This is a genomic window from Subtercola endophyticus, from assembly GCF_021044565.1.
GTDB lineage: Bacteria > Actinomycetota > Actinomycetes > Actinomycetales > Microbacteriaceae > Subtercola > Subtercola endophyticus.
Window position 1 is genome coordinate 4,279,955 of record NZ_CP087997.1, and the last position, 13,065, is coordinate 4,293,019.

The following is a 13,065-nucleotide window of genomic DNA, read 5'->3' on the forward strand; positions in this document are numbered from 1 at the left end:
CTTGAGTCGAGGGTACTCAAGTTTCACCCAGGAGGACATTTTGCCTAACAACTCAAACCCCGAGAACTCCGGCGCGAACTCGTTCGACGAGTTTCTCGCCCGCTACCTCGAGGGTGAGCGTTCTGCTCAGCAGGGCGCCCGTTCCATCGACATCAGCCGGTTCTTGAGCCGCCGCACCCACGAGGTGCTCGCCGAGGCCGGCAAGTACGCACTCGAGCACGGTCAGTCCGAGCTCGATGCACTCCACATTCTTCGCACCATCGCCGAGAAAGAACCCGCAGCCGAGGCCATTCGCCGCGTCGGCGCAAGCCCGCGCGCCATCGCGGAGGCCGCCGAGCAGCGTCTGCCGCAAGCGTCCGCTGAGCGTGCCGACGTCGCGCCTTCGCTCACACAGTCGGCCACGCGCACGTTGTTCCACGCGTACCAGGTCGCCCGGGCATCCGGTTCGACCTACATCGACCCTGAGCACCTGTTCTTCGCGCTCGTCATCAACCAAGACTCGCCCGCGGGCGCTGTTCTGGCTGCCGCCGGCGTGACTCCGGATGCTCTGCAGGCCGGCATGCGCGAAACCGTCGGCGCGGGGGCAACGGCCTCTGCCGAATCCGGCGAGACGGCTGAGACCGAATCCGACACCCCCACACTGGACAAGTTCGGCACCGACCTCACCGAGATGGCCCGCGAGGGCGACCTCGACCCCGTGATCGGCCGGCTCGACGAGATCGAGCAGACCATCGAGATTCTGTCGCGCCGCACCAAGAACAACCCCGTGCTGATCGGCGAGGCGGGCGTGGGTAAGACCGCGATCGTCGCGGGCCTCGCTCAGGCCATCGTCGACGGCGGCGTTCCCGAGCAGCTGCGTGACAAGCGCGTCGTTTCGCTCGACCTGCCCGCAATGCTCGCCGGCACCAAGTACCGTGGCGACTTCGAAGAGCGGCTGACCAAGCTGATGGACGAGATCACGGCTCACAAGAGCGAGCTGATCGTGTTCATCGACGAGATCCACACCGTGGTCGGCGCCGGAGGTTCGGGCGAAGGCGGAATGGATGCCGGAAACATCCTCAAGCCCCGCCTGGCCCGCGGCGATCTGCACCTCGTGGGTGCCACCACGCTGAAGGAGTACCGCGGAATCGAGAAGGATCCGGCGCTCGAACGCCGCTTCCAGCCCGTCACCGTCGGTGAGCCGAGCATCGAAGACGCCGTGCTGATTCTCGCCGGGCTCGCCCCGGCATACGAGGAGCACCACGCCGTGACGTACACGCCGGAGGCCATCCGGGCATCTGTCGAGCTCTCGGCCCGCTACATCAGCGACCGCTTCTTGCCCGACAAGGCCATCGACCTGATCGACCAGGCCGGCGCTCGGCTGCGGTTGCGTCTCGGTAAGAAGGTCGACGCGTCTGCGCTGCTCTCTCAGCTCGGCGAACTCGAAGCCTCGAAGAACTCGGCCGTCGCGGCTGAGCACTACGAGGAGGCGTCGCGTCTGCGTGACGAGATCGAGGCCGTGCAGGCCAAGCTCGCAAACGTGAAGTCGACAGACATCGCGGATGTCGCGGCTGTCGTCGACGAGCCCGAGATCGCTGCCGTCATTTCGCGGGCCACGGGCATCCCGGCCAACCGGCTGACCCAGGTCGACCGTGAGCGCCTCGCGCTGCTCGAAGAGGAATTGCACGCCCGAGTCATCGGGCAAGACGACGCCGTGACGGTCGTCGCCAAGGCCGTACGGCGCAACCGTACCGGCATGGGCGACCGCAACCGGCCGGTCGGCAGCTTCCTCTTCCTCGGCCCGACCGGTGTAGGCAAGACCGAGCTGGCGAAGACCCTCGCGGGCTCGCTGTTCGGTGACGAGAAGTCCATGCTGCGCTTCGACATGAGCGAGTACGGCGAGCGGCACACCGTGTCGCGGCTCGTCGGTGCCCCTCCCGGATACGTCGGGTACGACGAGGCCGGCCAGCTCACCGAGCGTGTTCGCCGTAACCCGTACTCGGTCATCCTGTTCGACGAGATCGAGAAGGCGCACCCCGACGTGTTCAACCTGCTGCTGCAGGTGCTCGACGACGGTCGCCTGACCGACGGTCAGGGTCGCACGGTCGACTTCCGCAACACGGTGGTCATCATGACCTCGAACCTCGGTTCGGAGTTCTTGGCGAGCCGCAGCGGTGGCATCGGATTCGTGGCCGACCACTCGGCCGGCGGCGGATTCGGCTCCGACAAGGCGTTGCGCGACCGCGTGATGGGCAAGCTGCGCGAGGCCATGCGGCCCGAGTTCTTGAACCGCATCGACGAGATCGTGCTGTTCCAGAAGCTCGAGAAGCCGCAGTTGCGCGAGATCGTGTCGCTGCTGCTGGGTGCCTCGCGTGCGCGGCTCGCGGCTCGCTCGATCACGCTCGACGTCGACGCCTCTGGCATCGACTGGATCGCCGACAACGGCTACGAGCCCGAGTACGGTGCTCGGCCCCTGCGCCGCGTGATCCAGCGGTCGGTGGATGATCGTATCGCCGACCTGCTCGTCTCCGGCGCCCTGACCGACGGCGGTACTGTGACTGTCTCCGCCTCGGCGGGCGACCTCACCGTGACCGCCGCCGCCCCTGCCCCTGCAGAGGACGTGGCCTTCGCGGCCTAACCGCGCAGCCCGTTCCGAAAGGCCCGCCCCCCTCCCGGGGAGCGGGCCTTTCGCGTGCCCGCTCGCCCTGGGGCGTACCCCCGTGTCTCGCGGCGCCCCATGGTGGCCCGCTCCCGTCACGCTCAGCCGCGCCTCCGTGTCTTGGTGCGCCGCACACTTCGGGGCATCCGCGCCTGCTCGAGCAGTAGCGGACGCTCCGAACTGCGCGCGCGCCAGGTGTGGCGTGAGCTGCAGGCTACTCATCAACGCCGGAGGGGTACTCCGGCGTTGAGCAGGAAAGCGCGGAGCCGCGCCGGGTCGACTGCGCAATGCCAATCCCAGCGCGAGACCTTCTTCGGCAGCGCTCGAAACCGGTCTTCGCGAAGCTTCTCTTCGTAAACAACCTGCCCGGGGCTGCGGCCGTGCAGGTATTCGGGTTTGAAATACTTCTGCTTGCCGTCGACTTCGCCCAGATGGTCGCACAGCCGCCAATCGAAATCAGCTGCGCCGATGAACCCGTCAGCGTCTGAATATTCCGACTGCAGAACCGGCATGACGAATCCGCTGACCAACATGTTCACGCGGCTCACCGATTCTGCCGGCGAGTCGGCCAGCTCGGTCGAGAACTCCAGAATGCGTGCGACCCGAGCGTGATTCTTGAGTGGTTTCGCCGCAGCGAGTGCCTCGTACAGCTCTGATTTCGAAAGATGCCCTTCTCGTCTACGGCTCAAGGCGAAGTCTGCGGCTGTCACCGCTGAAAGCTGTGAACTCGCAGCAGCCAGATCGATCACGGTGCGAGCAGCAGACGTGACGAGAATCCCATCGATTTCGACGACATCAACTGTGTCGAGTCGAGCAGGATGCGCGATGACACCGTTTCGGGACCGCCCGCCCGACCCTCGTTCGACCAACCGGTGCACCATTTGTGGCCACCCGCCAATCACGGGAATGCCGTGAACCACGGCGGCCGACCAGTGCGACAGGATCGGGCGGCTACCCTTCGAGTCGCACTCGGCTCGGCACCGTAGAAGGTACCGCTGGTCGGCATCGAGGCGCGACCACCTGTCGTAGGAGACGTAAACCCCGCGCCGGATGCGATGTGCGGCACCACGAGTGACGGCGCGAGCGAGCGCGTGCCGGTCGCCGCCATTACGTTCCGTTGCGCGGGTGGTGATCATTCCATGGTCATCGGTCATGCGTTTGATCGTGGCATCGAGCGACGGCCCGAATGGCAGTGATGCCGGATCGGGGGAGAACTACGGCTCTCGCGGGTTGTGGAAACGCTGCACGCGCGGTTTGGAGCATCCGCTGGCGCTCGACGAGGCGCGGATGCTCCGAAATGCGCGAGCGGGCGCGCGGACGAGCTGAAGCCGCATATGTATACACAGATGGTTGCCAAAGCGGCTGGGCGCGGTTAGAGTAGCGTCAATGTATACACAAAGCGCAACGGTGAGCGAAGGCGGGGCATCCGATGGCCCGCGCTAGCGACAGCGCTTACGAGCAGTTGCGCGCCGAGATCGTGAGCTGGCGGCTGGAGCCCGGCACGGTGCTGGCCGAGGTGGAGCTGAGCTCGAGGCTCGGCATTTCGCGCACCCCGGTGCGGGAAGCGCTGGCACGACTCGTGGCCGACGGGCTCGCCGAACCGCAGGGTGGGCGCGGGCTGGTGGTCACCCAGGTGAGCGCCGAGAACGTGACCGAGCTGTTCGAACTGCGCCAGGCGCTCGAGCAGCAGGCGGCAGCGCTCGCGGCAGCCCGCCGCGATGCGAGCGTTTTCGTGAAGCTGCAAGACGAGCTGCGCGAAGTGCCGGCACTGCTGGCCGAAGCGGATGCCGCGGCGGATCCCTCGCGCCTGGCCTACTACGACCTCGTGAGCCGTTTCGACGACGCGGTCGACGAGGCCGTTCGCAACCCGTACCTCGTCGGCGCGCTGAACGGAGTGCGCACGCACCTCTCGCGCATCCGGCGCCTCTCGCACGACAACCCCGCGCGGCTGCTCGAAGCGGCGCGCGAGCACCTGATGATCGTCGATGCGATCGTCGCGGGGGATGCTCGGCTGGCCGAAGACGCCACCCGCGTGCACCTCTACCGAAGCCTGCAGTCCACGCTCGGCTCGCTCACGACTCCCCTCACCGCTCAGCCACTCACCGCTCAGCCCCTCACCCCTCCGTCCGCCACGAAACAACAGAAAGACGTGCCCACCAGATGAAGCTTCACGACGTTCGAGCGCACCCCAGCGCCGACAACCTCGCCCGCGAAGACCAGCTCGCCTACGCCATCGCCGAGGTCGCCGCCGACCCGGTAGCGGTCACGGAAGAAGTCACTGAAATGGTCATCAACCGGATGATCGACAATGCCGCCGTGGCAACGGCGAGCCTCACCCGTGGCCCCGCCGTCGCGGCCCGCGCGCAGGCGCTCGACCACCCGCACACTCCGGGGTCGACGGTGTTCGGCGAGGCCCAAGAGACCCGTGTCAGCCCCGAGTGGGCGGCCTGGGCGAACGGCGTCGCTGTGCGTGAACTCGACTACCACGACACGTTCCTGGCGGCCGAGTACTCGCACCCCGGCGACAACATCCCCCCGATCCTCGCCGTCGCCCAGCAGGCCGGCAGCACGGGCGCAGACCTCGTGCGCGGCATCGCGACCGGCTACGAGATTCAGGTCGACCTCGTGAAGGCGATCAGCCTGCACGCGCACAAGATCGACCACGTCGCCCACCTCGGCCCGTCGGCCGCGGCCGGCATCGGAACCCTGCTCGGCCTCGACGTCGAGACCATCTTCCAGGCCGTCGGCCAGGCGCTGCACACCACCACAGCCACGCGCCAGTCGCGCAAGGGCGAGATCAGCACGTGGAAGGCGCACGCCCCCGCGTTCGCCGGCAAGATGGCCGTCGAGGCCGTCGACCGTGCCATGCGCGGCCAGACCAGCCCGACTCCCATCTACGAAGGCGAAGACGGCGTCATCGCGTGGCTGCTCGACGGGAAGGATGCGCACTACGAGGTTCCTCTTCCGGAAAAGGGTGAGGCCAAGCGCGCGATACTCGACACGTACACGAAAGAGCACTCGGCCGAGTACCAGGCTCAGGCGTGGATCGACATGGCCCGAAAGCTCCACAACGAGCATCCGGAAGTCACCGCCGACAGCGTTGCGAGCATCGTCATCTACACGAGCCACCACACGCACTACGTGATCGGATCGGGCGCGAACGACCCGCAGAAGTACGACCCGAAGGCCAGCCGCGAGACGCTCGACCACTCGGTTCCGTTCATCTTCGCCGTCGCCCTGCAAGACGGCGAGTGGAACCACGAGCGTTCGTATGCCCCCGAGCGCGCCGGCCGGCCCGACACGGTGAAGCTGTGGAACAACATCACGACCGAAGAAGACCCCGAGTGGACCCGCCGGTACCACTCCAACGACCCGGCCGAGAAGGCGTTCGGCGGCCGCGTGGAGATCACGCTGACCGACGGAACCCGCCTCGTGGACGAGATCGCGGTCGCCGACGCGCATCCGCTCGGTGCCCGGCCGTTCGCCCGCGAGCAGTACATCGAGAAGTTCCGCACGCTCGCCGACGGCGTGCTCGAGCCCGCCGAGGTCGAGCGTTTTCTCGCACTCGTGCAGCGCTTGCCGGAGCTCGAGCCGCACGAGCTCGCCGGCCTGACCGTCACCGCACGGCCCGGTCTGTTCACCCCCGAAACCAACCCGAAGGGTCTGTTCTAAATGTTGTATTCCTCTGTGACCGCGGCCGATAAGCGCGCCGCGCTGCGGGCCGCGCTCGCGACCGGCGAACTGCTGCGCTTTCCCGGCGCGTTCAACCCGTTGAGCGCCAAGCTCATCGAAGACAAGGGCTTCGAGGGGGTCTACATCTCTGGTGCCGTGCTCGCCGCCGACCTCGGGCTGCCCGACATCGGCCTCACCACGCTCACCGAGGTGGCGGGGCGCTCGCAGCAGATCGCTCGCATGACGAACCTGCCCGCGATCGTCGACGCCGACACCGGATTCGGTGAGCCGATGAACGTCGCTCGCACGATTCAGACGCTCGAAGACGCCGGCGTCGCTGGTCTGCACATCGAAGACCAGGTGAACCCCAAGCGCTGCGGGCACCTCGACGGCAAGGCCGTCGTCGACGTCACGACGGCTACGAAGCGCCTGCGGGCGGCGGCGGATGCCCGGCGCGACCCGAATCTGCTGCTGATGGCCCGCACGGACATCCGTGCAATCGACGGCCTCGACGCCGCGATCGACCGCGCGAAGGCGCTCGTCGATGCCGGAGCCGACGCGATCTTCCCCGAGGCGATGCGCGACCTCAGCGAGTTCGAGGCCGTGCGTAAGGCCGTCGACGTGCCGATTCTGGCCAATATGACCGAGTTCGGCAAGAGCGAGCTGTTCAGCAACCAGCAGCTGGCCGACGTCGGCGTGAACATCGTGATCTACCCCGTCTCGCTGCTGCGCCTCGCCATGGGCGCCGCCGAGCGCGGGCTCGACACGATCGTCGCTGAAGGTTCACTGAACAGCCAGGTGCAGAACATGCAGACCCGCGCGAGACTGTATGAACTGCTCGACTACGAGGCGTACAACGCCTTCGACACGTCGGTGTTCAACTTCGAGATTCCGAGCGCCCGCTAGGCCGCCGGCCGAGCGGGCGCAGACCAAGCAACAGTCAAGTACCTCACGAGGGAGTGAAAATGAGCATCACCGATACACCCACCGAAGAAGTGAAGATCTACAAGGGCCTCGCGGGCGTGGTCGTCGACTACACCGCGGTGTCGAAAGTCAATCCTGAGACGAATTCGCTGCTGTACCGCGGCTACCCGGTGCAAGAGCTGGCGGCGAACTGCTCGTTCGAGCAGGTCGCGTACCTGCTCTGGCACGGTGAACTGCCTGACGCCGCGCAGCTCGAGTCGTTCATCCGGTCGGAGCGTTCGCAGCGCGCACTGGATGCCCCGGTCAAACGTGTGATCGACGACCTGCCGCTCACGGCTCACCCCATGGACGTCGTGCGCACCGCCGTCAGCGTGATCGGCGCCCTCGACCCGACGACGGATGATTCGTCGCCCGAGTCGAACCTCGCAAAATCGATCACGCTGCTGGCCAAGCTGCCGGCGATCGTGTCGTACGACCAGCGCCGTCGTCGTGGCCTCGATGTGGTCGAGCCGCGTGACGACCTCGCGTACTCGGCGAACTTTCTGAACATGACGTTCGGAGAGGTGCCTTCGAAGGTCGTGGTCGACGCGTTCGACGTGTCGATGATCCTCTACGCCGAGCACTCGTTCAACGCCTCGACGTTCACCGCACGGGTGATCACCAGCACGCTGTCAGACCTCTATTCGGCTGTCGTCGGGGCGATCGGGGCGCTCAAGGGGCCCCTGCACGGCGGAGCGAACGAGGCCGTCATGCACATCTTCGACGAGATCGGCACGGCAGACAAGGCAGAAGCCTGGCTGAACCAGGCGCTCGCCGAGAAGCGCAAAATCATGGGATTCGGCCACCGCGTCTACAAGAACGGCGACTCGCGGGTGCCCACCATGAAGGCGGCGCTCGACACGCTGATCGAGGAGTACAACGCCCCCGAGTTGCTCGAGCTCTACGTGGCGCTGGATGACGCGATGCAGTCGCACAAGGCCATCAAGCCGAACCTCGACTACCCGTCGGGCCCGGCCTACCACCTGATCGGCTACGACACCGAGATGTTCACGCCGCTTTTCGTGGCTTCGCGCATCACAGGCTGGACGGCCCACATTATGGAGCAGCTCGCCTCGAACGCGCTCATCCGTCCGCTCAGCGCCTACAACGGCCCCGACGAACGGCACGTCGCGACGCTGCTCTGACGGGCATCCGCCCCGCGCCCCGCGCCCTGCCCTGCTCGCGCCCCTCTGCCTGCTCGGCACCCGCTTCGCGCGGCGCCGAGTTTGCGCAAAAGCACCTAAACCCGACGGTTTGGGTGCTTTTGCGCAAAGTGGGCGGGATGGGGCGCGGTGGTGGGGGTACGGGGAACGGATGCCCGGGGTCCGGGTGCCCCGGGGCCAGGCGCTGCGGGGCGGGGGAGGTTCGCTAGGTAGGCGAGCGCGCCGGGGTGGGGGGCGAGCGAGACGATGAGGGCGTCGAGCACGGCGGCGGAGGGCGGGCCGACGACGGCGCGGGCGAGGCGGCTCAGCTGGTCATCCCGCAGCGTGGTGACGGTGCGAAGCTGACCGCGGGTATCGATGCCGAAGGCCAGCGCCGAGCCGAAGACGACCGCGGTTCCGCCGAGGGTGTGGGCGATGATGGTGGCCCAGCCGTTGAGGGTCGAAACGCCTCGTGCGGCGTCTTCGTCGACGAGCAGGGCGATGCCGCTCTCGAGCGTGACGCTGCGGTACCCCGTGCCCGCGATGCCGTCGTGATGCGCGGCGAGCAGCCGCAACTCGTCGAGGTGCACGAGTTCGGCGGATTCGGGCTCGATTCGAAGCGCGCGCAGGCTCGGAGTCGCGGATCGCATCGGGGGCGGCAGGGGCATCGGAGGCGGCGGGGGAGGCATCGTTCGAAAACACTAGGGGTAGAGGCGCTGTCGTATGACAGCAATTCAGCTTTGTGCACCGCTGGTTCACCCGACCTTCATCTGGGGTCGGTCGGCCGTGCGCCCGGCCATGCGGCGTACACGTCTGCTTAAGCCGACGGATGTTCACCGTCAATGTTGCACCGTCACAGTACTGACGAAAAATAACCTTTGTACCGACTATGAAGAGGCACAGTGACGAGCGGCCCGAGCATCCTGTTCACCGAGTTCGCCACCCGAACCGATCCGGTTCTGCGCGGCTGGGCCGACTTCCGGGCGCAGGTTCTGGCCGGGGCGCGCACGGCGCAGGGCCGAACGGATGCCCGTGGGGCCGCCGAACCGACGTCGGAGCCCCGGACGCGGCGCACTGATGCCGCAGCGCCCGGAATTCGTTCGGGCATCTGGCGGCTCGTCGCACCGAATCATCGTGAGGTCGCCCGCAGCCTGTATCTCTACGAGTCGCTGTCGCAGGCGAAAGACCACGTGCGAGACCTGCAAGACGGCGATCGGGTGGTGACCGTTCGACTGGTGAAAGGCCCCTTCGCCGGGCAGCACGGGTGGGTGGCCTCGGTAGACGATGTCGCGATCATGTCGTGCGGCCGGTGGTACAGCGCGTCGAGTCTGGGGCGCGAGTCGGCGCAGTACTCGCTCGAAGCCCTGAAATCGGCACGGCTTGCGGAGACGTCGCGCGCCACGAGCAGAGTGGCGTCGCCGAATCGCGCGGCGGTTCGGTCGGGGGCCCAGAAGGAACCGGCGTGGTGAGTGCACGGGCCGTGCTGAAAACGGGGCTGGCCGTGCTCGCGATATCGTTCATCGGTTACGTGGCGGTCAACGCGGCTCCGGCTTTCGGCGCGAGCGGCGGCGGCCGGGTCGTGGCGGGCGAGGCCGGCGCGGTCGGAGTCGCCGGCGATGGCGGCGTGGCGGGCGACTCCGGCGCGGCAGGCGTGGCCGGATTCTCTGGTAACGCCGTTGGGGCATCGGCGGCGAGCGGGTCGGCCCCGCAAACGGAGTCGACCTCAACAGAGGCGGCCCGACCCGAATCGACGCCGGCCGCAGCACCCGCAGCCCTTGCGGAGCCGACGTCGCCCGCGGCACCCGCAGACCGATCGGAGCCGACGTCGCCTGCGGCACCCGGGCCGCACCCGGCCTCCGCAGCGCCCCTGCCGCCGGGCGGAAACGCCGGCCGAGTCGACGGAGCCTGGGCGGCCCAGGTGGCACTGCGCACCGGGATTCCCGCTCGGGCGGTACTCGGCTACGCCGGGGCCGCCCTGGCGCTCGGCGCGGAGCAGCCTTCGTGCCACCTCGGCTGGAACACGCTCGCCGCGCTCGGTGACATCGAATCCGGGCACGGAACCCACGCCGGTTCGAGCCTGAACGCTGCGGGAATCGACACTCCCGGAGTCTTCGGCCCCGCGCTCGACGGCGGCGCCTATGCCCGAGTCGCCGATTCCGACGCCGGTGCACTCGACGGCAGTTCGAGCGGCGATCGGGCCGTCGGGCCGCTGCAGTTCATCCCGTCGACCTGGGCGCAGTGGGGTGCCGACGGAAACGGCGACGGGCGCGACGATCCGCAGCAGATCGACGATGCCGCACTCGCGGCGGGCCGGTACCTCTGCAGCTACGGCGATCTGTCGTCGGCACAGGGCTGGCGGGCATCCGTGTTCGCGTACAACCACGTCGACTCGTATGTCGATGCCGTTGCGAGCACTGCGAACGCCTACGCGGCTGCCGCGGCAGGATGACCGGGGCGGCCGGATGATCGAGCCAGCACGATGACCGAGCCCGACGACGACCTCGGGCTCATCTCGGGGCGCTACCGGCTGGGCGAGTTGCTCGGCACGGGCGGTTCGGCGTCGGTGTTCGAAGCCGTCGATACGCAGGCCGTCGATACGCAGGCCGTCGATACGCAGGCCGTCGACACGCAGGCCGCCGACACGCAGGCGCCGGGTGGCGCGGGGGCGCCCTCGGCCGATGCCGCACCGGCGATCGTGGCGCTGAAGATCTTGCATCCGCATCTGTCGCACTCCGCGAGCGCGCGCGAGGCGTTTTTCGTCGAAGCGTGGGCCGCGTCGACGCTTCGCCACCCGAACATCGCCGGGGTGCTCGGCGTGGGGTTGCACGATTCGGCGGGGGAGCAGCGCGCCTGGATCGCGATGCAGCGGGCCGAGGGCACAAGCCTCGCGGAGTTCGTCGAGGCGCACGGCGCCCTCACTGTGGTGCAGGCGCTCGACCTCGCCGACGGTGTGCTGCAAGCTCTTGAAGCGGCGCACGCCCAGGGGCTGGTTCATCGTGATATCTCCCCGGCGAACATCATGATCGCGGCAACGGCAACGGCAACGGCGACGGCAGCGGCAACGGCGACGGCAGCGACGACGACGACGGCAGCGAATGCAACGACAAGCTCAAGCACGCCCGGCGCCCGGCTGAGCTCGGTGCAGGTCGTCGACTTCGGCCTGGCCGACGCGGCGGGGCGCCCCGCGCTCGGCTTCGACATTCTGCGCAGCGCCTCGAGCAACGTATCGGGCAGAACGTCGAACAGAACGTCGAGCAGAACGTCGCGGTCGCGTGCCGCACAAGGCGTTCTCGGCAGCGCCAACTACATGGCGCCCGAACAGGCCCTCGGGCTCGCCGTCGACGAGCGCGGCGACCTCTACCAGCTCGGTGCGGTGCTCTACTTCGCCGTGACGGGTCAGCCCCCGTTCATCCGCGACTCCACGTCTGCGGTCATGCGAGCTCACGTCACCGCCCCGCCGCCCATCGCGTCGGTCAGACGGCCGGGTCTCGACCGACGGTTCGACCGGATGATCGCGCGGGTCATGCTCAAAGACCCCGCCCTGCGGCCGCAGTCGGCTTCCGCGTTCCGCGCGCAGGTGACCGAACTCGCAGCTGCGCTCGACCGCGGCCATCCAGACGAACGGGTGACCGCTGCTCACACGGCACACCGGATGCTCGGCACGGCGACGACGGCAGACACCGTGCGGATGCCCTCGGTGTCACAGCCGACCACGACCACGCGGTTACCGCCCGCAGTGACTGCCGCGCCGTCGGCAACCGTCGCTGCAACCGTCGCCGGCTCTGCTGCGGCATCAGGCACGGCGCCCGCCGCGGCCTCAGCCCGGCACTCGGCCCCGGGCGCGGCCCGCACCCGCGCGCGCTCGGGCGGCGCGATCTGGCTGGCCGCCATTCTCACGGCGACCGTCATTGCCGTCGTCTGGGTGCTCGGCTCCAACGCGTCGAGCTCTTCCTCCATCGCGGCACCCACCACGGCCACCACCGGGCAGCCGTCGGCAGCGACGCCGACCGGTTCTGCCACGGCGCCCGGGCCGAGCGCGTCAGCCACGCCGTCGCCGACAGCGACTGTTGCGCCGACCGCGACCGTTGCACCGGCACCGACCGTCTCGCCGGGCGTCGGCGCGGCCCTCAGCTCGACCCTCGTGAGCGTGCCACCGCTCTCACGAATGAGCCTCGCGGATGCCCGGCTCGCCGCCCAGGCCCTGTCACTCACGATCGGCGCAGTGACCCCGCAGGACTCCGCCCTGCCCGCCGACACCGTGCTCGCCAGCGACCCTGCGTTCGGCGCGGCGGTACCGACCGGGTCGCCCGTGAACCTGACCGTGGCATCGGGCAGCAACCTGGTTCCGCCGATCGTCTCTCTCAGCCAAGCCGAGGCGATCGCCGCAGTGCAGGCTGCCGGGCTGAGTGCGGTCGTGACGTTGTTGCCCTCGTCGACTCGACCGGCGGGAACCGTTTCGAGCACCAGCCCAGCTGTCGGCACGCGCGTCGCCCGGGGCTCGTCGGTGACGATCGCGGTCGCCCAGCCCTCCGTTACGGTGCCCACGCCGAGCGCCACCCCCGGCGTACCGGTGCCCAGCACGAGCCCGACGGCCAGCCGGTGACGACGCGAACCGCTTCATCACGGCCACGCAACGTCTGCTTCACGCGC

At 68.3% G+C, this 13,065-nt stretch carries 10 protein-coding genes; 8 read left to right on the plus strand and 2 right to left on the minus strand.

Annotated features, from left to right (window positions below; genetic code table 11):
- Positions 1–40 precede the first annotated feature (40 nt).
- Complete coding sequence (locus LQ955_RS19865) at positions 41–2,617, plus strand: ATP-dependent Clp protease ATP-binding subunit (protein WP_231026191.1); 2,577 nt, start codon at positions 41–43, stop codon at positions 2,615–2,617.
- Positions 2,618–2,859: 242 nt separating this feature from the next.
- Here the strand turns inward: LQ955_RS19865 and LQ955_RS19870 are convergent, their stop codons facing one another.
- Positions 2,860–3,792 carry a type IV toxin-antitoxin system AbiEi family antitoxin domain-containing protein gene (locus LQ955_RS19870; protein WP_231026192.1) on the minus strand — a complete coding sequence of 311 codons (933 nt, stop codon included), beginning with the start codon at positions 3,790–3,792 and terminating at the stop codon, positions 2,860–2,862.
- 275 nt (positions 3,793–4,067) lie between these two features.
- Between LQ955_RS19870 and LQ955_RS19875 the strand changes: the two genes are divergently transcribed.
- The 4 genes from LQ955_RS19875 to LQ955_RS19890 are packed head-to-tail and all read left to right on the plus strand — an operon-like array spanning position 4,068 to position 8,418.
- On the plus strand, positions 4,068–4,802 hold the full coding sequence (locus LQ955_RS19875) for a GntR family transcriptional regulator (protein ID WP_231026193.1): 735 nt from the start codon (positions 4,068–4,070) through the stop codon (positions 4,800–4,802).
- Positions 4,799–6,310, plus strand: coding sequence for an MmgE/PrpD family protein (locus LQ955_RS19880; protein ID WP_231026194.1), 1,512 nt, complete (start codon positions 4,799–4,801; stop codon positions 6,308–6,310). Before LQ955_RS19875 ends, LQ955_RS19880 begins: the two co-directional genes overlap by 4 nt.
- Entirely contained in the window at positions 6,311–7,216 is a 906-nt protein-coding gene (gene prpB, locus LQ955_RS19885; protein WP_231026195.1) for a methylisocitrate lyase, read from the plus strand.
- Positions 7,217–7,275: 59 nt separating this feature from the next.
- Positions 7,276–8,418 (plus strand): bifunctional 2-methylcitrate synthase/citrate synthase, encoded by a 1,143-nt coding sequence (locus LQ955_RS19890; protein WP_231026196.1) that lies wholly within the window; start codon positions 7,276–7,278, stop codon positions 8,416–8,418.
- Between the two features lie 95 nt (positions 8,419–8,513).
- On the opposite strand, the gene LQ955_RS19895 is transcribed toward LQ955_RS19890, so the two are convergent.
- Positions 8,514–9,065: a hypothetical protein gene (locus LQ955_RS19895; RefSeq protein ID WP_231026197.1), complete on the minus strand. Its 552-nt coding sequence runs from the start codon at positions 9,063–9,065 to the stop codon at positions 8,514–8,516.
- A 252-nt stretch (positions 9,066–9,317) separates the two neighbouring features.
- Here LQ955_RS19895 and LQ955_RS19900 point away from each other — a divergent pair, with 252 nt between their 5' ends.
- The 3 genes from LQ955_RS19900 to LQ955_RS19910 are packed head-to-tail and all read left to right on the plus strand — an operon-like array spanning position 9,318 to position 13,018.
- Complete coding sequence (locus LQ955_RS19900) at positions 9,318–9,884, plus strand: hypothetical protein (protein ID WP_231026198.1); 567 nt, start codon at positions 9,318–9,320, stop codon at positions 9,882–9,884.
- Positions 9,878–10,864: a lytic murein transglycosylase gene (locus tag LQ955_RS19905; protein ID WP_231026199.1), complete on the plus strand. Its 987-nt coding sequence runs from the start codon at positions 9,878–9,880 to the stop codon at positions 10,862–10,864. Before LQ955_RS19900 ends, LQ955_RS19905 begins: the two co-directional genes overlap by 7 nt.
- A gap of 30 nt (positions 10,865–10,894) precedes the next feature.
- Positions 10,895–13,018, plus strand: coding sequence for a protein kinase domain-containing protein (locus tag LQ955_RS19910; protein ID WP_231026200.1), 2,124 nt, complete (start codon positions 10,895–10,897; stop codon positions 13,016–13,018).
- Positions 13,019–13,065: the final 47 nt, after the last annotated feature.

Bases quoted from the DNA above. Each gene is read 5' to 3' on its own strand.
- LQ955_RS19890 (WP_231026196.1), top strand. From the start codon at position 7,276: ATGAGCATCACCGATACACCCACCGAAGAAGTGAAGATCTACAAGGGC.
- LQ955_RS19895 (WP_231026197.1), bottom strand. From the start codon at position 9,065: ATGCGATCCGCGACTCCGAGCCTGCGCGCGCTTCGAATCGAGCCCGAA.
- LQ955_RS19870 (WP_231026192.1), bottom strand. From the start codon at position 3,792: ATGACCGATGACCATGGAATGATCACCACCCGCGCAACGGAACGTAAT.
- LQ955_RS19910 (WP_231026200.1), top strand. From the start codon at position 10,895: ATGACCGAGCCCGACGACGACCTCGGGCTCATCTCGGGGCGCTACCGG.
- prpB (WP_231026195.1), top strand. From the start codon at position 6,311: ATGTTGTATTCCTCTGTGACCGCGGCCGATAAGCGCGCCGCGCTGCGG.
- LQ955_RS19880 (WP_231026194.1), top strand. From the start codon at position 4,799: ATGAAGCTTCACGACGTTCGAGCGCACCCCAGCGCCGACAACCTCGCC.
- LQ955_RS19875 (WP_231026193.1), top strand. From the start codon at position 4,068: ATGGCCCGCGCTAGCGACAGCGCTTACGAGCAGTTGCGCGCCGAGATC.